This window comes from Lonsdalea britannica, assembly GCF_003515985.1.
Classification (GTDB): Bacteria; Pseudomonadota; Gammaproteobacteria; order Enterobacterales; family Enterobacteriaceae; genus Lonsdalea; species Lonsdalea britannica.
The window spans coordinates 3,170,732-3,191,855 of record NZ_CP023009.1 but is presented as its reverse complement, the minus strand read 5'-3'; the positions used below and the strand labels follow the sequence as shown (position 1 = coordinate 3,191,855).

General features: G+C 52.2%; 23 protein-coding genes. 7 read left to right on the top strand and 16 right to left on the bottom strand.

Translation table 11 applies throughout. From position 1 onward, the window contains the following. The first annotated feature begins 5 nt into the window (after positions 1–5). Both pheT and ihfA read left to right on the top strand, forming a co-directional pair. Positions 6–2,393 carry a phenylalanine--tRNA ligase subunit beta gene (pheT, locus tag CKQ53_RS14680; protein WP_094117557.1) on the top strand — a complete coding sequence of 796 codons (2,388 nt, stop codon included), beginning with the start codon at positions 6–8 and terminating at the stop codon, positions 2,391–2,393. A 4-nt stretch (positions 2,394–2,397) separates the two neighbouring features. Further along, positions 2,398–2,694 (top strand): integration host factor subunit alpha, encoded by a 297-nt coding sequence (gene ihfA / locus CKQ53_RS14675; RefSeq protein WP_026739352.1) that lies wholly within the window; start codon positions 2,398–2,400, stop codon positions 2,692–2,694. A gap of 29 nt (positions 2,695–2,723) precedes the next feature. Here the strand turns inward: ihfA and CKQ53_RS14670 are convergent, their stop codons facing one another. Further along, complete coding sequence (locus tag CKQ53_RS14670) at positions 2,724–3,125, bottom strand: nitrous oxide-stimulated promoter family protein (protein ID WP_094117615.1); 402 nt, start codon at positions 3,123–3,125, stop codon at positions 2,724–2,726. 150 nt (positions 3,126–3,275) lie between these two features. Next, a complete protein-coding gene (gene nadE, locus CKQ53_RS14665) occupies positions 3,276–4,100 on the bottom strand; it encodes an ammonia-dependent NAD(+) synthetase (protein WP_118895142.1) in 825 nt (274 codons plus the stop codon). A gap of 221 nt (positions 4,101–4,321) precedes the next feature. Here nadE and osmE point away from each other — a divergent pair, with 221 nt between their 5' ends. After that, positions 4,322–4,651: an osmotically-inducible lipoprotein OsmE gene (osmE, locus tag CKQ53_RS14660; RefSeq protein ID WP_026739355.1), complete on the top strand. Its 330-nt coding sequence runs from the start codon at positions 4,322–4,324 to the stop codon at positions 4,649–4,651. Positions 4,652–4,722: 71 nt separating this feature from the next. On the opposite strand, the gene CKQ53_RS14655 is transcribed toward osmE, so the two are convergent. The 4 genes from CKQ53_RS14655 to hxpB all read right to left on the bottom strand — a co-directional run bounded on the left by CKQ53_RS14655 (position 4,723) and on the right by hxpB (position 8,972). Then, entirely contained in the window at positions 4,723–6,114 is a 1,392-nt protein-coding gene (locus tag CKQ53_RS14655; protein WP_094117558.1) for an L-cystine transporter, read from the bottom strand. Positions 6,115–6,229: 115 nt separating this feature from the next. Next, positions 6,230–6,832, bottom strand: coding sequence for a metal-dependent hydrolase (locus CKQ53_RS14650; protein WP_094117559.1), 603 nt, complete (start codon positions 6,830–6,832; stop codon positions 6,230–6,232). Between the two features lie 214 nt (positions 6,833–7,046). Then, on the bottom strand, positions 7,047–8,063 hold the full coding sequence (gene adhP, locus CKQ53_RS14645; protein ID WP_176223445.1) for an alcohol dehydrogenase AdhP: 1,017 nt from the start codon (positions 8,061–8,063) through the stop codon (positions 7,047–7,049). 243 nt (positions 8,064–8,306) lie between these two features. Then, a complete protein-coding gene (hxpB, locus tag CKQ53_RS14640) occupies positions 8,307–8,972 on the bottom strand; it encodes a hexitol phosphatase HxpB (protein WP_094117560.1) in 666 nt (221 codons plus the stop codon). Between the two features lie 207 nt (positions 8,973–9,179). Between hxpB and CKQ53_RS14635 the strand changes: the two genes are divergently transcribed. Continuing rightward, on the top strand, positions 9,180–9,728 hold the full coding sequence (locus CKQ53_RS14635; protein ID WP_094117561.1) for a YniB family protein: 549 nt from the start codon (positions 9,180–9,182) through the stop codon (positions 9,726–9,728). A gap of 39 nt (positions 9,729–9,767) precedes the next feature. On the opposite strand, the gene CKQ53_RS14630 is transcribed toward CKQ53_RS14635, so the two are convergent. The 5 genes from CKQ53_RS14630 to CKQ53_RS14610 form a co-directional block, all read right to left on the bottom strand. After that, complete coding sequence (locus tag CKQ53_RS14630) at positions 9,768–10,640, bottom strand: fructosamine kinase family protein (RefSeq protein WP_094117562.1); 873 nt, start codon at positions 10,638–10,640, stop codon at positions 9,768–9,770. A 203-nt stretch (positions 10,641–10,843) separates the two neighbouring features. Then, positions 10,844–11,683: a metal ABC transporter permease gene (locus tag CKQ53_RS14625; protein WP_118895140.1), complete on the bottom strand. Its 840-nt coding sequence runs from the start codon at positions 11,681–11,683 to the stop codon at positions 10,844–10,846. Further along, positions 11,680–12,540 (bottom strand): metal ABC transporter permease, encoded by an 861-nt coding sequence (locus tag CKQ53_RS14620; RefSeq protein WP_094117563.1) that lies wholly within the window; start codon positions 12,538–12,540, stop codon positions 11,680–11,682. The genes CKQ53_RS14625 and CKQ53_RS14620 overlap by 4 nt, the downstream gene beginning before the upstream one ends. Continuing rightward, positions 12,537–13,442, bottom strand: coding sequence for a manganese/iron ABC transporter ATP-binding protein (locus CKQ53_RS14615; protein ID WP_094117564.1), 906 nt, complete (start codon positions 13,440–13,442; stop codon positions 12,537–12,539). The genes CKQ53_RS14620 and CKQ53_RS14615 overlap by 4 nt, the downstream gene beginning before the upstream one ends. Next, a complete protein-coding gene (locus CKQ53_RS14610; RefSeq protein ID WP_409359743.1) occupies positions 13,439–14,305 on the bottom strand; it encodes a metal ABC transporter substrate-binding protein in 867 nt (288 codons plus the stop codon). The genes CKQ53_RS14615 and CKQ53_RS14610 overlap by 4 nt, the downstream gene beginning before the upstream one ends. 819 nt (positions 14,306–15,124) lie before the next feature. On the opposite strand from CKQ53_RS14610, the gene CKQ53_RS14605 reads away from it, so the two are divergent. The 3 genes from CKQ53_RS14605 to rlmA all read left to right on the top strand — a co-directional run bounded on the left by CKQ53_RS14605 (position 15,125) and on the right by rlmA (position 16,397). Then, on the top strand, positions 15,125–15,259 hold the full coding sequence (locus CKQ53_RS14605) for a DUF2627 domain-containing protein (RefSeq protein WP_085652505.1): 135 nt from the start codon (positions 15,125–15,127) through the stop codon (positions 15,257–15,259). Between the two features lie 22 nt (positions 15,260–15,281). Continuing rightward, positions 15,282–15,491, top strand: a complete 210-nt coding sequence (gene cspE, locus CKQ53_RS14600; protein WP_005968829.1) for a transcription antiterminator/RNA stability regulator CspE — start codon at positions 15,282–15,284, stop codon at positions 15,489–15,491. Positions 15,492–15,578: 87 nt separating this feature from the next. Beyond that, a complete protein-coding gene (rlmA, locus tag CKQ53_RS14595; protein WP_085652490.1) occupies positions 15,579–16,397 on the top strand; it encodes a 23S rRNA (guanine(745)-N(1))-methyltransferase in 819 nt (272 codons plus the stop codon). A gap of 59 nt (positions 16,398–16,456) precedes the next feature. Here rlmA and mntP read toward each other — a convergent pair whose 3' ends face one another. The 5 genes from mntP to manX all read right to left on the bottom strand — a co-directional run bounded on the left by mntP (position 16,457) and on the right by manX (position 20,612). Beyond that, positions 16,457–17,032 (bottom strand): manganese efflux pump MntP, encoded by a 576-nt coding sequence (gene mntP / locus CKQ53_RS14590; RefSeq protein ID WP_085652489.1) that lies wholly within the window; start codon positions 17,030–17,032, stop codon positions 16,457–16,459. A gap of 387 nt (positions 17,033–17,419) precedes the next feature. Further along, positions 17,420–17,878, bottom strand: coding sequence for a DUF986 family protein (locus CKQ53_RS14585; RefSeq protein ID WP_094117566.1), 459 nt, complete (start codon positions 17,876–17,878; stop codon positions 17,420–17,422). A gap of 54 nt (positions 17,879–17,932) precedes the next feature. After that, positions 17,933–18,775, bottom strand: a complete 843-nt coding sequence (locus CKQ53_RS14580) for a PTS mannose transporter subunit IID (protein WP_085652487.1) — start codon at positions 18,773–18,775, stop codon at positions 17,933–17,935. A 13-nt stretch (positions 18,776–18,788) separates the two neighbouring features. Continuing rightward, positions 18,789–19,589, bottom strand: a complete 801-nt coding sequence (locus CKQ53_RS14575) for a PTS mannose/fructose/sorbose transporter subunit IIC (protein WP_085652486.1) — start codon at positions 19,587–19,589, stop codon at positions 18,789–18,791. Between the two features lie 66 nt (positions 19,590–19,655). Beyond that, positions 19,656–20,612 (bottom strand): PTS mannose transporter subunit IIAB, encoded by a 957-nt coding sequence (manX, locus tag CKQ53_RS14570; RefSeq protein WP_118895137.1) that lies wholly within the window; start codon positions 20,610–20,612, stop codon positions 19,656–19,658. Between the last annotated feature and the right edge of the window lie 512 nt (positions 20,613–21,124).

Sequence of the window (21,124 nt, the reverse complement as noted above, 5' to 3'; positions counted from 1 at the left end):
GCATTATGAAATTCAGTGAACTCTGGTTACGGGAATGGGTTAACCCAGCTATCAGCAGCGAAGCCTTATCTGAACAAATCACGATGGCCGGTTTGGAAGTGGATGGCGTAGAGCCAGCCGCCGGTGCGTTTAACGGTGTGTTTGTAGGTGAAGTGGTAGAGTGCGGCCAGCATCCTAATGCCGACAAATTGCGCGTCACCAAAGTGAATGTCGGTGGCGAACGTCTGCTGGATATCGTCTGTGGCGCGCCTAACTGCCGTAAAGGCTTGAAGGTGGCCGTTGCGACCATCGGCGCGGTATTGCCGGGCGATTTCAAGATCAAAGCCGCCAAACTCCGCGGTGAACCGTCCGAAGGGATGCTGTGCTCATTCTCCGAGTTGGGGATTGCCGATGACCATAACGGAATTCTGGAACTGCCTGCCGATGCGCCGATTGGAACCGACCTGCGTGAATACCTGAAGCTGGATGACAACATCATCGAGATCAGTGTTACGCCTAACCGTGCCGACTGCCTGAGCCTGCAGGGCGTCGCTCGTGATGTCGCCGTGTTGAATGGCGTTGCCTTCACTACTCCGGAAATCACGCCCGTCGAACCGACGATCACCGATACGTTCCCCATCAACGTGGATGCCGCAGAGGCTTGTCCTCGCTATCTCGGCCGCGTGGTGAAGGGGATTAATGTCAAAGCGACGACTCCGCTGTGGATGCGTGAAAAATTGCGTCGTTGTGGGATCCGTTCTATCGATCCGGTTGTCGATGTCACTAACTACGTTCTGTTGGAACTCGGCCAGCCGATGCACGCCTTCGATCTCGGTCGCCTGGAGGGGAACATCACGGTGCGCATGGCTCAGGAAGGCGAGACGTTGCGTTTACTGGACGGTAACGATGCGAAACTGAATGCGGAGACGCTGGTTATTGCCGACAGCAGCAAAGCGCTGGCAATGGCTGGGATTTTCGGCGGCGAACACTCCGGCGTAAACGAAGAAACGCAGGACGTTTTACTGGAATGCGCCTTCTTCAACCCGTTGGCAATCACCGGTCGCGCGCGTCGCTACGGCTTGCACACAGATGCTTCTCACCGCTACGAACGCGGTGTTGATCCAGAGCTGCAGTATCAGGCAATGGAACGCGCGACTCGTTTGCTGCTGGATATTTGCGGTGGCGAAGCCGGTCCGGTTGTTGATGTGACTCACGATAAAAACCTGCCTGTTCGCGCTACGATTGCGCTGCGTCGTGAAAAATTAGATCGCCTGATCGGCCATCATATCGCTGACGACAAGGTGAGCGATATTCTGGAACGTCTGGGCTGTCAGGTGACACGTACGGCTGATGGCTGGCAGGCGACGGCGCCAAGCTGGCGTTTCGATATGGAAATTGAAGAAGATCTGGTCGAAGAAGTTGCTCGCATCTACGGTTACGACAATATTCCTAACGAAGCCGCACTGGCGCCGTTGAAAATGACGAGCCACCGAGAAGCTAATCTGTCGCTTAAACGTGTGAAAACCATGCTGGTGGACCACGGCTATCAGGAAGCGATCACTTACAGCTTTGTGGATCCTAAAATTCAGGCGCTGGTTCATCCAGGCGAAGAAGCGCTGATCCTGCCTAGTCCGATCTCAGTCGATATGTCGGCAATGCGCTTGTCGCTGTGGACCGGATTGCTGGGCGCAGTTGTTTATAACCAGAATCGTCAGCAGAGCCGAATCCGTATTTTTGAAAGTGGTTTGCGTTTTGTTCCCGACAGCAATGCGGAACAGGGTATCCGTCAGGAAATGATGTTAGCGGGTGTGATCACCGGTTCCCGATTTGAAGAACATTGGGACCTGGCACGACAGCCAGTTGACTTCTATGATTTAAAAGGTGATTTTGAATCGGTACTGGCTTTGACGGGCAAACTTTCTGCCGTTGAATTCAGAGCTGAAGCGAACGCCGCTCTGCACCCAGGTCAAAGCGCTGCAATTTATCTGGATGGACAACGTATTGGTTTTATTGGGGTTATTCACCCAGAACTGGAACGTAAGTTGGATTTAAACGGTCGTACCGTCGTATTTGAAGTTCTCTGGGACAAAATTTCAGACCGTGTTGTGCCGGAAGCTGCTGATGTTTCCCGCTTCCCGGCGAACCGTCGTGATATCGCCGTTGTCGTCGCTGAAAACGTGCCTGCGGGAGATATTCTGGCTGAGTGCAAGAAAGTTGGCGCAAATCAGTTAGTTGGCGTAAACTTGTTTGACGTGTACCGAGGCAAGGGCGTGGAAGACGGATATAAGAGTCTGGCTATCAGTCTGGTATTGCAGGATACCGCTCGTACACTGGCAGAAGAGGAAATTGCCGCCACAGTCGCGAAATGTGTGGCAGCACTAAAACAGCGATTCCAAGCATCCTTGAGGGATTAAACCTATGGCGCTTACAAAAGCTGAAATGTCAGAATACCTGTTTGAAAAGCTTGGGCTGAGTAAACGGGATGCCAAAGAGCTAGTCGAGTTGTTTTTTGAAGAAGTTCGTCGCGCTTTGGAAAATGGCGAGCAAGTCAAGTTGTCAGGGTTCGGCAATTTTGACCTGCGAGACAAAAACCAACGGCCGGGACGTAACCCAAAAACAGGCGAGGATATTCCGATTACGGCGCGCCGTGTGGTCACATTCCGTCCGGGGCAGAAGTTAAAGAGTCGGGTTGAGAATGCTTCACCTAAAGACTGAGTAAGTTTTAAGTAAACGAAAAGGCCGCTTTAGCGGCCTTTTTCTTTTACGGCTTCCTCTGAAATATCGTCTTGTAAATGAGGAATTTTTGTTTTGACTGGCGAAATCTCCGGTACAGGGCGGCGGTCGTCCCAAAGATGTCGGAGGGCGAGCACCGGATGATGTAGCAGCATTCGTGGCCCGGCCCAGCGCATGATAAGCTTCATCGCCTCACGTTTAGCGGGTTGATAACAGTGGATTGGACACTGCTTGCAGGCCGGTTTTTCCTCCCCGAAGTAACACTTATTGAGACGCTTTATTGCGTAGCGAAATAGCAGTGTATAGCTGTCATCGCCGACCTGAACGGGATGAGACTTAGCATACAGTTTTATCATTTGTTCAACCGTGCGAATCTCGCGCTGAATTCGTTTACCCGGTGGAGAGCGGTGCATCATTGTGTCTCACATTAGAGCGTTTGACTCATAGTGTAGATGGAATTGCCAGATCGGGAACCGGAGGTACGCGCAGAAAAGAAAACGGCAGCCAGGCTGCCGTTAATATTTGAGAGAGGACGCTAATGACAATGCGGGATAAAGTGTCGATTATTTCCAAAAATCGTCGAAAACGGTAATCGGCGGACGGCGCTTATGCTCCGTTTTGCGGTACCACTCCTCGATGATCGCCGCGTCGCGCTGATCGATATTTTTATCTTCCAGATAATCGTCGATATTCTCGTAGGTGACGCCCAAAGCCACTTCATCCGGCAATGCAGGACGATCTTCTTCCAAGTCGGCGGTCGGTGCTTTGGTATAGAGATGAGAAGGGCAGCCCAGAAGTTTCAGCAGCGCTTTACCCTGACGCTTGTTCAAGCGGAAAATCGGGTTGATATCGGTACCGCCATCGCCGTATTTAGTGAAAAAGCCCGTGACCGCTTCTGCCGCATGGTCCGTACCAACGACCAGCCCTGCATTCATTCCCGCGATGCTGTATTGCGCTTTCATACGCTCACGCGCTTTCTCGTTTCCCTTCACGAAATCAGACAGCTCTATGCCAAGTTCACGAAGCGTCGCTTCGCTGGCATCGACGGCGGGTTTGATATTGACAGTTAATACACGGTCCGGCTGGATAAACGCGATCGCATCCTGGCAGTCCTGCTCGTCGGCCTGGACGCCATAGGGCAGGCGGACGGCGATGAACTGATAGGCTGAGTTGCCGGTTTCTGTACGCAGTTCATTGATGGCCGTTTGGCAAATTTTGCCTGTCAGCGTGGAATCCTGGCCGCCGCTGATGCCGAGCACCAGACTTTTGACGAAAGGATGCGCCTTAAGATAATTCTTCAAAAAATCAACGCTAACACGGACTTCCTGCGCGGGATCGATCGTGTTTTTGACGCCGAGTGCCTGAATGATGCTCTGCTGTAATGACATTTCGCCTCTCCTGAACCTATTGATACGGCAGCATAATTAGAACGATTGTCTCAGTTTAACGTGACTTCCCGTGGAGTAAAAGAACAAGTGCGCAGGATAGGACTGCGCTTGGTAGCCTATTTTCTTACCCATAATCAGTTCATTAAAGCATTGAGGTCGGGTTGATAAACCGCCTCTTGCCATCTAGCCTTAAGCTAACTAATACCAAAAGAGGTAATGCAATGAACAAGAATCGATTATTAATGTGTATTGCTGCAGGGCTGGTGCTCCTTTCTGGTTGTACGGCGTATGACCGTGCGGAGAATTACTTTACCAAGCCGGTGGTAAAAGACGTCAAAAAAGGGATGACCAAACAGCAGGTCAATCAAATCGCAGGTCCAGCCTCTACCCAGGCCACGATGATTAATGCACGTGGTACCTGTAACACCTATATCCTGGGGACTAAAGATAAGAAAATACAGTACTACTTCGTGAGCTTTGATGAAACGGGCCATGTACTGAATAAAGGCTTCCAGAGCTGTCAGGAATACGATACCCATCCTCAGAGCTAACGTTAGTCTGAGTCATAAAAAAGCCGAACATCTCGTTCGGCTTTTTCGTTTTTGAACGCGATCTATCAGACTTACTGCTGCTTTAATTCCGCATCTTCCCGTGAATTGAACACCTGCTTGTCCGTTTGCTTTAGTAGCTGGCTGGTTATCGTCCCCGCGGTCATAGAGCCGCTGACGTTCAACGCGGTGCGCCCCATATCAATCAGCGGTTCGATTGAGATAAGCAATGCCACCAGTGTCACCGGGAGCCCCATCGCAGGCAGGACGATCAGCGCCGCGAAGGTTGCGCCACCGCCCACGCCAGCGACGCCGGCGGAGCTGATGGTGACGATACCGACGAGCGTGGCGATCCAAACCGGATCGAACGGGTCAATACCAACCGTCGGTGCGACCATCACCGCCAGCATGGCAGGATATAGTCCTGCACACCCGTTCTGGCCGATGGTCGTGCCGAAAGAGGCGGCGAAACTTGCGATAGACTCGGGAATGCCCAGGCGTCGGGTTTGCGCTTCAATACTCAGCGGAATCGTGGCTGCGCTGGAGCGACTGGTGAAGGCAAAGGACAGTACCGGGCCGACTTTACGGAAGAAGCGAGCCGGGTTAACGCCAGTCAGTGAGAGCAGCAGGGCATGGACAACAAACATGATGGCCAGCCCCAGATAAGAGGCAACCACAAAGCTACCGAGCTTAATGATGTCCTGTAAGTTTGAACTGGCCACCATCTTAGTCATCAGCGCGAGGACACCGTATGGCGTCAGACGCATCACCAACCGCACCAGTTTCATTACCCACGCCTGAAGCGTATCAATGGCGATCAAAACCCGTTGGCCTTTTTCAGCGTCATCCTTCAGTAGTTGGAGCGCGGCGACACCCAGAAAAGCGGCGAAGATGACCACGCTGATGATGGCTGTCGGACTGGCGCCGGTGAGATCGGCGAACGGGTTTTTGGGGAGAAGCGACAGGATTAACTTCGGCACCGAAAGATCGGCGACTTTACCTGCATAGTTGCTTTCAATCGCTGACAACCGGGCCGTTTCCTGAGCCCCTTGTACGAGCCCCGAGGCGTTAAGCCCGAACAGATGAGTGACGAAGACGCCGACTAGTGCGGCAATTAACGTCGTGAAAAGCAGCGTACCGATGGTCAGCAAGCTGATTTTTCCCAGCGACGAGGCATTGTGCAACTTGGCGACCGAACTGAGAATAGATACAAAGACCAGCGGCATCACAACCATCTGCAGCAGCTGGACATAACCATTGCCGACGATATTGAACCAGGCAATTGACTGTGCAACGACCGGCGCGTTGCTACCGTAGATTAGGTGCAGCCCCAAACCTAATACGACGCCGATCACCAGACCCAGCAGGACTTTCTTCGCCAGACTCCAGCGTGCATTGCCGCAGTAACTTAGCGCGATCAGCAGTAGGGCGAAAACGATAATATTCAGTATGAGCGGAAAATTCATCTCCACTTCTCCCTCGTTGGTTATCTTTTATCTTGCTCCCCAGCGTGGGGAGGCAGGCGCGCTAGAATAGCAGGTCTTATCGGTAGGTGTTACCGGGAAACAGGGCAGGTTGCACCTAAAAACGCAGCAGGGTGCTACGTTGCGGCGTGAGTAATTGGTGGAGTTGCAAATTGAGGCCCTGAAGCCATTTCGTCGGCTGCGGGTAGTTCCAACTCTCCAACGACCGTTGAGGCTGCCACAACGACAAGATAATGAGGCCCGAACACAGCATTCGCTCAAGCTGATTACCTTTTTGGCTTTGTAATATAGGGAAGCGAAATCGCCAGCGACACGGCCACAATAGCGGCACGCCCGCGGAGGTTAGCATATCGGCCACGATATGACTGAGGTAGCCCACGATCATGGCGTGATAGACGTCGCCCGGAATGGGCCAATTTGTGGGAAGCTGAGTGTGGATAAAATACAGCCCGGCGATAATCGCCAACAGGCTATGGGTAAAGCCGCGATGTCCACACAGGCGCGCCACCGGAATGGATATCCACTTTAAGCGTTGGCCGAGTACCGACTTGGGATGGTCGATATCAGGCAGCAAGGACGTCAACATGGCCGCAGGAATGATGTGCCACCAGTCTCCGGCCGCAAGCGCGGGAGAAAGCTCTGCTTTTTTGGCGAATATGGCGCTGGCAACAGCGAATAGAAGGTGGCCTTCGGCGGTCATGCGATATCTCAGGAGGCTGTCATTTTATACAGTATAAAATAATGTGAGGAGAGGTGAAAGACGTGACGGCGTAACTCTTTGTGACAGCGAGCCCTGTTAACCGGTGTATTCAAGCAGATTTAGTGAGGCTGATGTGGCAAGCATGAGGCGAAAAGGGACGTCGAAGTGACAAGAACGAAATATCCCCGTGGCGAGATCCACGGGGAAGAGACGATTACAACGCCATATCGACGACGATACGGCCTTCGATCTTGCCAGCATGCATACGTGCGAAAATGTCGTTGATATTTTCCAGCGGTTCAACGGCGATATTCGCTTTTACTTTGCCTTTGCTGGCGAAGTCCAGTGACTCCTGCAGATCTTTACGCGTTCCCACGATGGAACCCCGCACGGTGATGCCATCCAGCACCATGTCGAAGATCGACAGGTCGAATTTGCCCGGCGGCAGACCGTTCAGCGCGATGGTGCCGCCGCGGCGGGCCATACCGATAGCCTGTTCGAACGCCTTCGGAGAGACGGCGGTGACGAGCACGCCATGCGCACCGCCGATTTCTTTTTTCAGATACGCCACCGGGTCGGTGCTTTTGGCATTGACGGTGACGGTCGCGCCAAGACGTTTGGCGAACGCCAGTTTGCTGTCGTCGATATCGACAGCGGCAACATTCAGGCCCATCGCCTTGGCATACTGAACCGCCAGATGGCCCAGACCGCCGATACCGGAAATGACGACCCAGTCGCCCGGTTTGGTATCGGTCATTTTCAGACCTTTATAAACCGTTACACCTGCGCAGAGGATCGGGGCGATTTCATTAAACTCGACGTCGTCCGGCAGGATACCCACGTAGTTGGCATCGGCCAGGCAGTATTCGGCGAAGCTGCCGTTAACGGAATAGCCGGAGTTCTGCTGTTTTTCACACAGTGTTTCCCAGCCGTCCAGACAGTAATCACAGTGTCCACAGGCGGAATACAGCCAGGGAACGCCCACGCGGTCGCCTTCTTTCAGGTGAGTGACGCCTGCGCCGATTTTCACCACGTGTCCGACGCCTTCATGACCCGGAATAAAGGGCGGGTTGGGCTTAACCGGCCAGTCGCCTTCTACGGCATGGAGATCGGTGTGGCATACGCCGGTTGCGGCAATTTTAACCAATATCTGACCTGGACCCACTTCCGGCACCGGCACCTGCTCGATTACCAGAGGCTGTCCAAAGGCTTTTGCGACTGCTGCTTTCATCATCATGAAACCATCTCCGTTGTATTGGTGGTATATCGATAGTAAGCGTAGCATATCGGTGAGATAAAAAATGTGAAAGAAGAAGCAAATTCATTCTCATTAACAGTTTGATATGCTTGTTAAAACCGTTTTTGGCGACGAAGATCACGTCCCTGTTTTTTGTAAGGAAAAAACGGGTAAGTCAGTGCTGGATTTAAGCGGGATGAACGGGTGCTCCAGACGCACGGAGCACCGCGATGTGGTTCAGGATATGTGGGCGGCGGTGAGTTGTTGCAGCGACTCCAATTTGACGTCCGCCAACGCCCAGCGCGCGTCGTTGCGCATCTCTGCCGCCGGAACGACGATAGAGCGCATGCGGGCAGCCTTGGTCGCGATCATGCCATTGACCGAGTCTTCCAGCGTGACGCAGGCGAGAGGGGAAACCTCCAGCGCTTGTGCAGCCCGCAGATAGACCTCAGGATGCGGCTTGCTATAGGGAAGTTGGTCTGCGGACATCAGCGTGTCGAAGTAACCGCGCAAATTAAACATCTCCAACACCTGTTCCAGCATAAACAGCGGCGAGGCCGAAGCCAGCCCAATTTTCAGATTTTGACTGCGGCACAGTTGCAGAGCCTGCTCCACGCCAGGCAATAAAGGACGAGTTTCTTCCACGCTCTGAATGGTGCGTTTGATGATGCGGGTGGTGACTTCTTCTTTGCTGGGCCCTTTCCAGGGAGAATGCTGATACCAGAGCGCAACGACCATATCGATGCGAAGACCCAGCAGGTCCGGCATGCCGTCGGTTGATGACATGTCCACGCCCAATCCGCTGATGATTTCATGTATGGAGCGCTCCCAGAACGGTTCGGAGTCAATCAGCAATCCGTCCATGTCAAAAATGGCCGCGTCGATGGGGTAAATAGCAGGCATAGGGTTGGGCTCCTGTGGTGGGGACAATCAAAGAGAGTGGCAATTATAAACCAGTTAGACGCTAAATCATTGCTTCAAAAGGCCATCCCTCAAGAAAACGTTGACTCGTTGGAAACCTGAAGTACCCTGCTAACGGGTTTTTATGTGTCTACACTAAGTGTTATCTCATTGAGATATTTAGGCTGCGTCACTCATCAAGGGGAACTCATGACGTATCAACAGGCAGGCCTCATCGCCGTGGTTAAGCGTATCGCGGGATGGATCATTTTTATTCCGGCCGTGCTTTCAACGATCATATCTCTGGCGAATGTCATTTATGACTTCACGGAGAGAAAGCAGGGCATAAATGGGGTGATGCAGGACTTTTTGCATTTGGTCGTGGAAGTCCTTCGCTTCAACACACCGTTTCTCAATCTCTTTTGGTATAACTCGCCGGTGCCGGATTTTAGCCGCGCCTTTGCTTCGCCGACCATGATGTTCTGGCTCATTTATATCCTGATCTTTGTTGGACTGGCGTTGCAGGTGTCCGGCGCGCGTCTTTCGCGGCAGGTGAAGCATATTCGTGAAGGTCTGGAAGATCAGATGATCCTGGAAAACGCCAAAGGCAGTGACGGGAAAACGCGTGAAGAGCTGGAAACCCGGGTCAAGCTTCCCCGTCATACCGTGCTGCTGCAATTCTTCCCGCTGTACATTTTGCCGATCATCGTCGCCGCTATTGGTTATGTCGTGTTAAAAGTCATCGGTCTGATTGCCTGACAACGAGAATGAGAGTGGGCGAGGCCCACTCCCACTCCGTCAATGCGAGTCCGCAGCGTGTAACTGGGCATCGATTGCCCGTTGAGCGGCCGCGATAAATTCCCCACCAAAAAGATTTGCCCGATTAAGCAGCGTATAAATTTGGTAAATCGGTTGCCGTTCCAAAAATCCCTTTTCCAGCGGCCAGACGTGTTGATAACCGTCGTAGATTTGCGGCGGTAGCGCTGGCATCAGCGGCAGCATCGCCAGATCGCACTCACGATCGCCCCAGTAGCAGGCCGGATCGAACAAATACACCCCATTGGCGCTGTTCCCCCAGTTATTCGACCACAAGTCGCCATGCAGCAATGAAGGCGGCGGCTGGTGGCCGGAGAGTTTTTGTTCTACGGCTGAAATCAACGTATCGATATCGCCGAAAAACATCCCTTTTTCCGCGGCCAGCTGCAGTTGCCAGCCGATACGCTGTTCGGCGAAGAAGCTGGACCAGCGGCGCTGCCAGGCATTGGGCTGAGGGGTGGTGGAGAGATCGTTATCGAAGTCGAAACCAAACTGAGGTTGCTCGCTCCACTGATGCAGGCGTGCCAGCTGTTCGCCGAGGCGCCATGCGCCGTGCGCATCCAGGGGTTTAAATTCAATGTATTGCAGTAGAAGAAAGCTGACGTCCCGGTGGCTGCCGACGCCATACACCTGAGGAACGTGTACCGTTTCGCTGCGGGCTAATAGCTCGAGCTGTTCCGCCTCCGCCCGAAATTTCGGCAACATTTCCCGGGTGTCGCTTTTGATAAAGACATCTTGCTCGCCGTAACGAAGATAACCTGCGGAATGGATCTCCCCGCCCGGCAGTTCCCTGCGATCCTGTAATTCTCCCGGCCCCAGGTATTCTGCCAATAATTGACCGATCGAGTGCCACATAGAGAAACCTCCTGTTGGAATGATGCGCTATATCGTTACGTGTGTAAGTTGTGTCCTCTGAAATTTGTCACCGTCGGCCGTTGTTTCGATTTGAGCGGGCGGCGGGTAGGGTATTGAAGTGTTGTGGTTAAAAAAGCAGCGTTAGACTTACCATACCGCCAACCGCAATCTCTTGTCACGGTCGGCGGTCTGAATTTGTGCGATTAGGCGCTGACGCGCGGGCGGCGAGAACGTATTTGGTGGTAACTCAGTGCGGCAGCAAACAAACATGCCTGAATAATGACGATACAAGGACCGGTTGCGCCATCGATATAAAAACTGACCAGCGTGCCTGAAACGCAGGATAAAACGGATACGATCGTCGCGACGAACAGCATGCGGTCAAACGTCTTGCAGATCATATAAGCGATGATGCCGGGAGCGATCAGCATGGCGATGACCAGAATGACGCCAACGGCCTGCAATGAGGCGACGATGGTCAGCGACAGCAGGCATAACAGCCCATAGTGCAGCCAGGTTACCGGCAGTCCGATCACTCGGGCGTGGTTAGGGTCAAAGCAATACAACATGAAGTCCCGGCGGCGCAGCAGCACGATGGATAGTGTGACGGCAGCGATAATGGCGATTTGCCACAGATCATCCGATGAAATCCCCAGCACGTTGCCAAACAGGATGTGAGAGAGATGCTGGTCGCTGTCGACGCGGGCAAACATCACCAGTCCCAGCGCGAACATACCGGAGAAAATAATCCCCATGACGGTATCCTCTTTCACCCGGCAGTGGGTTTTTACATACCCGGTGGCGACCGCGCAAAACAGGCCCGAGGCGAACGCGCCTATGGCCAGTGGAATACCAAGCGAAAAGGCCAGCACAATCCCCGGCAGCACGGCGTGGGAAATCGCATCTCCCATCAACGACCAGCCCTTTAGCACCAAATAACAGGACAGCACCGCGCAAACGACGCCGGTGATCACCGCTGCCAATAGGGCACGTTGCATGAAGGGGTAACTCAGCGGGTCGATAATCCAGTGAAGCAAACTCATACGTGCTCTCCCCGGCTGGCCTGCCGCCGTTGGCGACGTGCGGCCAGCAGACCATGTTTCGGCGCAAACACAAAGGCGATCAGGAACACCAGCGTTTGTAGCGTGACAATGATGCCGCCGGTGGCGCCGTCGAGGAAGAAACTGACATAAGCGCCTATCGCACTGGTCAGCGTGCCCACCGCGATTGAGATCAAAATCAGGTAACCAAACCGGTCGGTCAGCAGATAGGCCGTCGCGCCCGGCGTAATCACCATCGCGATCACCAAAATCGCGCCGACGGTTTGTAGCGCCGCGACGGTACAGGCGCTCAATAGGGTAAAGAACAATATTTTCAGCCTCATCGGCGACAGACCGATCGAGCTGGCATGGTTTTCGTCGAAAAACACGGCCAGCAAATCCTTCCAACGCAGGCACAAGATAATGAAGGTGACAGTGATGATGACCAGCACCTGCAGGACGTCTTCATCGGCGATACCGAGTATATTGCCGAAGATAATCGACTGCACGTTGATGGATGTTGGGTTCAGCGAAATGATCAGCAGTCCGACGGCGAAGAAGGTCGAAAAGATAAAGCCGATGATGGCGTCTTCTTTCAGGCGTGTCAGGTGTTTGACAAATGTCATAGCCAACGCGGCCAGCATCCCGCTGAAAAATGCGCCAGCGGCATAAGGCAAGCCCAACGCATAGGCGCCGGCGACGCCGGGAACGACCGAATGTGACAGTGCATCGCCCATTAAAGACCAGCCCTTCAGCATCAGATAGGCGGAAAGAAATGCGCAGACGGCGCCGACCATGCCACTGACCCAGATGGCTTTCAGCATATAGTCGTAGCTAAAGGGAAGGAGTAATTCGCTCATGGCGTTTTTTTCTCCCCCGGCAACTGGCTGAACGTCGGCGGATCGCTTTTCGTGGAGCCATAGAATACGGCCGGGCGCTCATCATCCGTCAGTACCGTGACACAGCGACTATCGTCATCATCGTGCAGGTGGGTTCCCCCCAAATTGATGTGGCGAAGTACGCCGCCAAAAGTTTTCTCCAGATTAGACTGGGTGAAGGTACTGTGAGTGGGGCCGGCGGCAAGTACGGTGCGGTTGACCAAAATGACGTGGTCGCAGAACTCCGGCACGCTACCGAGATTGTGGGTGGCGACGAGGATGAGATGTCCTTCAGCCCGAAGGGCGCGTAGCAGGTCGACGATGGCATTTTCTGTTTTAACATCCACGCCGGTAAACGGTTCGTCCAACAATAAAACGCGGCCCTGTTGAGCCAACGCTCTCGCGAGGAAAACACGTTTTTTCTGTCCGCCGGACAGCTCGCCGATTTGGCGATCGCGCAGGGCGGACAGCCCGACGCGCTCCAGCGCTTCCGCGACGAGGGCTTTATCTTTCGCCCCCGGTATCCGTAGGAAGTTCATCTTGCCGTAACGTCCCATCATGACGACGTCGGAAACGCGCACTGGGAAATTCCAGTCGACCTCTTCGGTTTGCGGTACATAGGCGACCAGGTTTTGTTTCAGGGCGACAGAGATAGGTTGCTGATTCAGCTGTACCGCGCCGCTGGTGGGTTTCACCAGCCCCATAATGCTTTTGAACAGCGTGGATTTGCCGCTGCCGTTGACGCCGACCAGCGCGCAAATTGTGCCGTCGGTCAACGAAAAAGAGGCGTCATGGATGGCCTGATGGCCGTTGTTATAGGTGACGGATACTGACTGTACGTCCAATGACAGCGGACCGAGCGCTGCTGCGGCTGTTTGGCTCATCGTTCGAATCCTTTCGCTATGGTGTCCACCGTAACGCGAAGCAGATCCAGATAACTGGGCACAGGGCCGTCCGGCGTAGACAGGGAGTCGACATACAGAACACCGCCGTATTTGGCCCCGGTTTCCTTACTGACCTGACGCGCGGGCTTATCGGATACGGTGCTTTCGCTGAAGATCACCGGAATGTGCTTCTGACGAACCTGATCGATAACCCGGCGGACTTGTTGCGGCGAGCCTTGTTCATCGGCATTGATGGGCCACAGGTAAATCTCTCCCAACTGATAATCTTTGGCGAGGTAGCTAAACGCACCTTCGCTGGTCACCAACCAGCGTTGATCCTCGGGAATGCGAGCGAGTCGTTCGCGCAGCGGGGCGTCAATGGCTTTGATTTTTTCGGCATAGACGCGGGCGTTCTCGTTATAAATCGCGGTATGGGTGGGATCGTACTTCACCAGCCCCTGGCGGATATTCTCAACATAAATCAGTGTGTTGGAAGGAGACATCCAGGCGTGAGGATTCGGATTGCCGTTGTAGGCGCCTTCTCTGATGGGGAGAGGTGTAATGCCTTCAGTTACCACCACGGCAGGCACGTTTTTAATGTTCTCGAAAAAGCGTGTGAACCAACGCTCCAGATTCATCCCGTTCCACAAAATTAGCTGAGCCGATTGGGTTTTGACGATGTCTCTCGGTGTCGGTTGATAATCGTGGATATCCGCGCCCGCCTTAGCGATGGAAACCACCGTCGCGGCATCGCCAGCCACGTTTTGGGCCATATCCTGAATAATCGTGGAGGTTGTGACGACACGAAATTTCTCCGCCGCGTGCGCGGGGGCTAAGGTGAATACACTGAAAAATATCCCGATGAGGGCATGAGACGAGAAGGCAAGACAGTTTCGGAACGGCTTCATTCGAGATCCTCAGAGGCTGACTTAATTGTTTAAATGATAATGGTTATCATTTATGGATGGTATGATGCTCCCTGAAAGGTGTCAATCTCTTCAAATTCTAAACAATCGTCGGTCAGCAAACCTGACCAAAGCGCTCGTCGCAGAGGGTATCGGCATCCGATATGAGGTTAGCGCAAGATTAATGAATATCGTAAAATGTTACAATCTTTGTGTGGATGTAGTGAGAGGGTGGTTTTGTGGCCAGAATCAGTTATTAGCTCCTGATGACACAACGAGACTTCATAGACGTCAGCGTCATGAAACTCACGAATCTAATGACGTAGGCTTCAGCACATCATTATCGAAAGGCGAAAGTAACGGTTTCAGAGGTACCGATGGGTCCAAATGTGGGATTGAATCGCGTATATCCGCAGACAAGGAAGTGGGGGAGGCATTAAAGACCAAGCGTTAAATGTTAGTACTTATCGTGACTGATGTTTTAATGTTCAATCACATTTTGAGGTCTTTACCAATAATAAAAAATTAATTAATCAGGATGGTGGCGACCTCACGGTAGGGTGCCATAATAATGCTAACCAAAGTAAGGTTATCTCGCGTATTCATTTTTATCATCAAACTGCGCACTAATAATGCCAGTTATTAGAAATAGATATGTGAATAAAGCATGAAATATACGAATTTGTGCGTCGTGCCGGTCATTGGTAAAAAATGGCTTGCCAAGGATCACAGAGTATGTGATAACGCATTTGGATGAAACGAGGTTCAGTTCTGTATATGAATGGCATTTTCCGTAAAGAAGTCTTGAGTACTAACGTTCACGTTGAATACCACTTCTCTGTCGATCCTTACTTTGGTGCCTCTAGCAGCAACGACTCAAGTTTATCTGTACAACGCCCTCGGGCGGTCTAGAACGTTTAAAGGAAATATTGAAATGGCAAAGATTAAAGGTCAGGTTAAGTGGTTCAACGAGTCTAAAGGTTTTGGCTTCATTACTCCGGCTGACGGCAGCAAAGATGTATTCGTACATTTCTCTGCAATCCAGGGTAACGGCTTCAAAACTCTGGCTGAAGGCCAGAACGTTGAGTTTGAAATTCAGGATGGCCAGAAAGGTCCTTCAGCAGTAAACGTTACTGCACTGTAATTTACAAATTCTGCGTAATAAAACCCGCCTCGATGCGGGTTTTTTGTTTTTGTCGTAAGCCAAAGTATGCAACAAAAAGGTAACAAGATGTCGTCTGCGCCGTATCAATGTCCCCTGTGCCATCAGCCCCTCCAACCAGAATCCTCCCGCTGGACCTGCGGACAGCACCATTTTGATCGCGCGAAAGAAGGGTACGTTAACCTCCTCCCGGTGCAGTTCAAACGGTCGAAACAACCCGGAGACAACGCGGAGATGATGCAAGCCCGCCGCGCTTTTTTGGACGCAGGTCATTATTTGCCTCTACGGAGTCATCTTTGCGATGCGCTGACGAACCAGATGACGGGGCAGGTTGAGTCAGTGCTGGATATTGGCTGTGGCGAAGGGTACTACACCGATGCTTTATCATCATGCCTGGCGGATGCTGGCGTACAGGTGTTCGGTTTAGATGTCTCTAAAGTGGCGATTCAACGCGCCGCTCGCCGCTACCGTCAGGTGAATTTTTGCGTTGCGTCGAGTCAGCGCTTGCCGTTCAACGCGCACTCATTAGATGCGGTATTGAAGATCTACGCTCCGTGTAACGATAAAGAGCTGGATCGCGTCGTGAAGCCGGGCGGTTTGGTGATGACGGTTTCCCCAGGTCCACGGCATTTATATCAGCTAAAAGAACGCATTTATCGAGATGTAAAACTGCATCCGATGAAGGAAGAAATGCTGGTGGGATTTGAACTGGAGAACACGGAAACGCTTCGCTACACGTTGTCGCTGACGGGAGAGGAAGCAGCAGCCTTGTTGCAGATGACGCCTTTTGCATGGAAAGCGACGCCGGAAGTGATGGCAACATTAATGGCAGAATCGTTGTTTGAATGTGAAACGGATTTTCTGATTCGAACTCACCGCAAGTTGTAGCGGTAATGGATAAATGGATAGGCAGGACAGCGAAAGAGTCGCTGCACCTGCCTCATCTATCAGGCCAGATTGGACAGGTGACTGTAGAGAATATTACAACCGATACCAATCAACACCACGCCTCCCATGATCTCGGCTTTTTTGCCGAGCAACGGTCCGACGTAACGGCCAATCATCATTCCGAAGGTCACCATAATCATGGTGGCGCAGCCAATCACCATCGCGGTATGAACAATATTGACCTGCAAGAAAGCGAGTCCCACTCCTATCGCCATGGCGTCGAGACTGGTGGCGATAGCGGTGCAGACTAACGTGAAGAGACCGTGTTTGCGGATTTTTCCAGATTGAGACGAGGTGTCTTCCCCCTTGGATCCTTCGACAATCATACGCGCGCCGAGGATAAACAGCAGGCTGAAAGCGACCCAATGATCCCATTCGATGATGAAGCGGCTGGCGTAAAAGCCGAGGCCCCAACCGATCAAAGGCGTAATAGCTTCTATAAGACCGAAAATAAGTCCGGTACGGACGGCTTCGCTGAAGCGGGGCTTGTGTAAGGCGGCGCCTTTACCGATTGAAGCGGCGAAAGCATCCATGGACATGCCAAAGGCAAGAATTAAAGTTGCTGATAGATTCATTGTAAATAGCCTCGGCGGGGCATTTCTCCATATCACGCTATCTATCCCCCAACCAGATAATAGATCGCGTGCATATGGTCTCGCCTGCCTGTCTGGCCGTTCGCACCACGTTTTTTAGAAAAACGAGCATGTTGACACGAACATTCCTGATAAAAAATCGTCAGAAATTGGCTACTCCCCAAATGACCGCGCAACCTTAACATATTATTTCCGAGCTAAACAACAATAAATAGATTAAGGAAAACAAACGCAACTGATAATTATTTTCACCTTTGACATCTGTGAAACAATCCAGATGGATGACTGCATGGATTGCATGGATAATAACCGATAGGCATGATGCTGATTATCTTTCAGTCATTCCTCGTTGGTTCGCATGATTTCAATTCATTGATTTTCAATCATAAACTGATAGATTCTTTCCAAGTCATCTAACTCGTTGACGCTGATTTGCAACGCTTTTTTCTCCAGAGAAATAACCAGAATGCCGTCCTCGGATAATGTAATTTTTTTTATTCTCCCATAAGAAATAAAGATATTCTCATAAAAGAAACCTTGCGGTTTAAATAACAATTTTGGGTATCTAATGAAAGAAAGATAAATAACCATCAATATCAGCGAGAACAGTAATACAGTCGTTAATGTAGTCCCGTAACTCGTGATATTTTTATAGATTAAAATGCCAATCAACCCGATATAAATTAACGCATCTAAATGACTACGACGGCGTAATAAAATTCGCAGACGTGTCGGGCCTTTGCGTCGGTCCATCATAAATTCATCATAAACGGCGTAGATAAGGGTGAGGGCGATGCAGAGGATAATGACGATATCGGAGAAACTCATGGCGACTCCATAAATGGGCCGGGGACAGCAACAACCCTCCCCGGCAGGAGAACGTTACAGACCCAGAAGACCAATCCAGTAACCAAAAATGCCGATCGCGAAGAAGCCCATGATCAGCCAAAGTGCGTTTACCTTGCGGCGAAGCAGCCACATACAGCCGAAAGTCAGCAGCAGTGGCACCAGACCCGGCATCAGTTGGTCGAGAATGGATTGCACGGTCGTGACCGTGGTCTGTCCATCCTGACCGGTCACACGCGACACCACCATGGGAATGTTAACGTGCGTCCACTTGTTAACCAATGCGCCCATGACAAACAGGCCGAGGATGGACGCCCCTTCCGTCATTTTTTGCAGAAGACCTCCGCCCATATCGCTGACGATATCCGCGCCTTTTTTGTAACCGTAAGCGACGCCGTAATAACGCACCAGCAGACGCACCAGATTAAAGAGCACGAAGAACAAGACCGGGCCGAGCAGGCTACCCGTCATGGCAATCCCAGCACCGAGTGCGGCGAATACCGGACGGGCGGTTCCCCAAAAGATAGGATCCCCGACGCCGGCTAATGGCCCCATCAGCCCCACTTTAAGTCCGTTGATAGCGCCGTCGTCGATGGGGGCGCCATTGGCCCGCTGTTCTTCCATCGCCATGGTGACGCCCAGTATCGGGGCGGCGGCGAAGGGGTGGGTATTGAAGAACTCCAGATGGCGCTTGATGGCCTGTTTGCGTTCATCCGAATTTTCCGGGTATAAGCGCCGAATCACCGGCACCATCGAGAAACAGAAGCCGAGCGCTTGCATACGCTCGAAGTTCCACGATCCCTGAAACAGGTTAGAGCGAATAAACACGCCTCGCACGTCGCTGGCAGTGAGTTTTTTTACTTCGGTTGAATCAGTCATGATGTCACTCCGGTTAATCCAGTTCGTTGTCGAGATCGTTATTGCCTTGGGCGGGAGCCGCTGCGCCTTGAACCTTGTTGTATTTCGGACTGAGCTGGATATACAGCATGGCCATCACGACGCCAATCACACCCAGGGCCACCAGGTTGAAGTTAGTGAAGGCCGCGGTGACGAAGCCGAGGTAAAAGAACGGCATCAGATAGCCGGCGCGCATCATGTTGATGACCATCGCGTAACCGACCACAACAATCATGCCGCCCGCGATATTGAGGCCGTTAGTGACGACGTCCGGTATGGAGGACAGCAGGGTGTGAACCACTTCGGTTCCGACGGAAATCGCGACGAGTACGGCCGGAATGGCAATACGCATGGCCTGCAACAACAGAGCGGAGATATGGAGCCAACTGATGGCCGACAGGTTGCCGCGCTCGGCTGCGCTGTCCGCCGCATGCTGGAAAGCCACGGTGATGGTCCGGACAATAATCGTCAGCACCTGACCCGCCGCTGCCAGCGGAATAGCCAGCGCGATCCCGGCGCCGACGCTCTGTCCGCCAGCTATAACCAGAATGGTGGAAATGATGGAAGCCAGGGCGGCATCGGGGGCCACGGCGGCCCCGATATTCATCCAGCCCAAGGCAATCATTTCCAATGTTCCGCCGATAATAATACCGGTCTTAATATCTCCGAGAACAAAACCAATTAAGGTACAGGCCACTAAAGGACGATGAAACTGGAACTCATCAAGAATGGAACCCATTCCTGATATACAAGCTACGATAAATATCAGCACAATTTGAAGCGTGGTGATCTCCATTGTACTTCTCCTGTATGAATAGCGTTCTAAGTGTTTAAATGGTTACGCATCACTATATTTGGTGTATTAACGAGTCGCCTTGTTAATTAAATCCATCATATTGATCTTGCTGTCGCTTGAAACTTTACGGACCTCAAGTTCAATGCCGCGCGCAGCCAGCTTGCGGAATGCCTCAATATCTTTTTCGTCTATGGATACGGCGTTATTGACCTGTATTTTTCCTTGTCGGTAGGCCATGCCGCCAATATTGACTGACGGCAACTCCACACCGGCTTCAACCAGCGTCTCGACATCGGTCGGATTGGTGAATAGCAGCATGACGCGGTCGCCCGCATATTTGGGATTGTTGTAGACACGAATCGCTTTCGCGACATCCACCACATGCGCGCTGACTCCGGGCGGAGCCACCTGCGTCAGCAGCGTTTTGCGCACATTGTCGGCCGCCACTTCATTGCTGACAACGATGATGCGGTTGACGTTGGTTTCTTTCGTCCAGCGGGTGGCGACCTGGCCATGAATCAACCGGTCATCGATACGCGCCAAACCGATTTTCATGTGGCCGCCGGAGCCAGGGGTGGCCATGGGGGCGGCGGAGGGCTTCGCCGCGGGTTTGGCAGGAGCGGCATCCGCCGTTTTCAGCGCTTTGACGCCCGCGCGACCCGCTTCGAGGGCGATGGCGACCAAATCGGCAAAGCGCGGATCATCGTCACGCGCCATAAACGTTTCAACCAGCATGGGGATGTTGGTCCCGGTGACCACCTCATGGTTTTGTTTATCCATGACCAGGCGGCTCGCCGCGTTGAAAGGGCTGCCTCCCCAGGTATCAACCAGGAAGAGAACGCCCTGATCCGTATCCAGCTCGCCGAGCTTGGTCTCGTATTTTTCCAACAGTGTTTCTGCATTTTCGCCGGGAACAAAATCAATCCAACCGACGTTGTCCTGTTTTCCCAGGATCATTTCAGCCGTATTGAGTAAGGGCCCGGCAGTGGCACCGTGAGTGCATAAGATAATTGCGATACTCACTTGCTACCTCCTCGTTAAACACCCTTCATTATCAGGTGTGCTGTGTACAGAGATGACGGGATACGCCTAAGTGAATGGTTTCCCATTTTGTTGACAAAAGTGCACAAAAGGCTTTTCCGAGTCTGTGTTATCAAGAAAGCGAATTCCGTCTGGGACGAGCTATGAAACGATTCAAGCTGTTCGGAAATGTCTCAGTCAGCCGCGACTTATTTTATGTTGCGAAAAAATAAATAGTGTGATGACGATCTCCAATCATTCGGGGCGGAAAGTAATCAGTTATATGAATAGTTAAAAGTGTGGTCTTGTTATCAATATTGGCGAAGAAAGTGCGACTATAGAAAAACTTTGTTAAAACCAGAAACAACCTGCTAGAGTTAACTTTCTTTCAATTAAAGAGGAGTTACAGGCGGACGCCTTTCCTATGGACTGTCATCGACGATTCATTTCTATTACACCGGCTGCGGCGGGTGATTGGTACTTCTTAACCGGCCCTTCCGGCCCACATCAGCCTC

What these genes read in the sequence shown, in the direction of transcription:
- adhP (WP_176223445.1), bottom strand. Translation starts at nt 8,063, where the DNA reads ATGAAAGCAGCAGTCGCAAAAGCCTTTGGACAGCCTCTGGTAATCGAG.
- ihfA (WP_026739352.1), top strand. Translation starts at nt 2,398, where the DNA reads ATGGCGCTTACAAAAGCTGAAATGTCAGAATACCTGTTTGAAAAGCTT.
- CKQ53_RS14585 (WP_094117566.1), bottom strand. Translation starts at nt 17,878, where the DNA reads ATGAGTTTCTCCGATATCGTCATTATCCTCTGCATCGCCCTCACCCTT.
- CKQ53_RS14635 (WP_094117561.1), top strand. Translation starts at nt 9,180, where the DNA reads ATGACGTATCAACAGGCAGGCCTCATCGCCGTGGTTAAGCGTATCGCG.
- CKQ53_RS14615 (WP_094117564.1), bottom strand. Translation starts at nt 13,442, where the DNA reads ATGAGCCAAACAGCCGCAGCAGCGCTCGGTCCGCTGTCATTGGACGTA.
- CKQ53_RS14580 (WP_085652487.1), bottom strand. Translation starts at nt 18,775, where the DNA reads ATGACTGATTCAACCGAAGTAAAAAAACTCACTGCCAGCGACGTGCGA.
- CKQ53_RS14650 (WP_094117559.1), bottom strand. Translation starts at nt 6,832, where the DNA reads ATGACCGCCGAAGGCCACCTTCTATTCGCTGTTGCCAGCGCCATATTC.
- CKQ53_RS14605 (WP_085652505.1), top strand. Translation starts at nt 15,125, where the DNA reads ATGAATGGCATTTTCCGTAAAGAAGTCTTGAGTACTAACGTTCACGTT.
- nadE (WP_118895142.1), bottom strand. Translation starts at nt 4,100, where the DNA reads ATGTCATTACAGCAGAGCATCATTCAGGCACTCGGCGTCAAAAACACG.
- CKQ53_RS14630 (WP_094117562.1), bottom strand. Translation starts at nt 10,640, where the DNA reads ATGTGGCACTCGATCGGTCAATTATTGGCAGAATACCTGGGGCCGGGA.
- rlmA (WP_085652490.1), top strand. Translation starts at nt 15,579, where the DNA reads ATGTCGTCTGCGCCGTATCAATGTCCCCTGTGCCATCAGCCCCTCCAA.
- osmE (WP_026739355.1), top strand. Translation starts at nt 4,322, where the DNA reads ATGAACAAGAATCGATTATTAATGTGTATTGCTGCAGGGCTGGTGCTC.
- CKQ53_RS14625 (WP_118895140.1), bottom strand. Translation starts at nt 11,683, where the DNA reads ATGAGTTTGCTTCACTGGATTATCGACCCGCTGAGTTACCCCTTCATG.
- CKQ53_RS14655 (WP_094117558.1), bottom strand. Translation starts at nt 6,114, where the DNA reads ATGAATTTTCCGCTCATACTGAATATTATCGTTTTCGCCCTACTGCTG.
- cspE (WP_005968829.1), top strand. Translation starts at nt 15,282, where the DNA reads ATGGCAAAGATTAAAGGTCAGGTTAAGTGGTTCAACGAGTCTAAAGGT.
- pheT (WP_094117557.1), top strand. Translation starts at nt 6, where the DNA reads ATGAAATTCAGTGAACTCTGGTTACGGGAATGGGTTAACCCAGCTATC.
- hxpB (WP_094117560.1), bottom strand. Translation starts at nt 8,972, where the DNA reads ATGCCTGCTATTTACCCCATCGACGCGGCCATTTTTGACATGGACGGA.
- mntP (WP_085652489.1), bottom strand. Translation starts at nt 17,032, where the DNA reads ATGAATCTATCAGCAACTTTAATTCTTGCCTTTGGCATGTCCATGGAT.
- CKQ53_RS14670 (WP_094117615.1), bottom strand. Translation starts at nt 3,125, where the DNA reads ATGCACCGCTCTCCACCGGGTAAACGAATTCAGCGCGAGATTCGCACG.
- CKQ53_RS14575 (WP_085652486.1), bottom strand. Translation starts at nt 19,589, where the DNA reads ATGGAGATCACCACGCTTCAAATTGTGCTGATATTTATCGTAGCTTGT.
- CKQ53_RS14620 (WP_094117563.1), bottom strand. Translation starts at nt 12,540, where the DNA reads ATGAGCGAATTACTCCTTCCCTTTAGCTACGACTATATGCTGAAAGCC.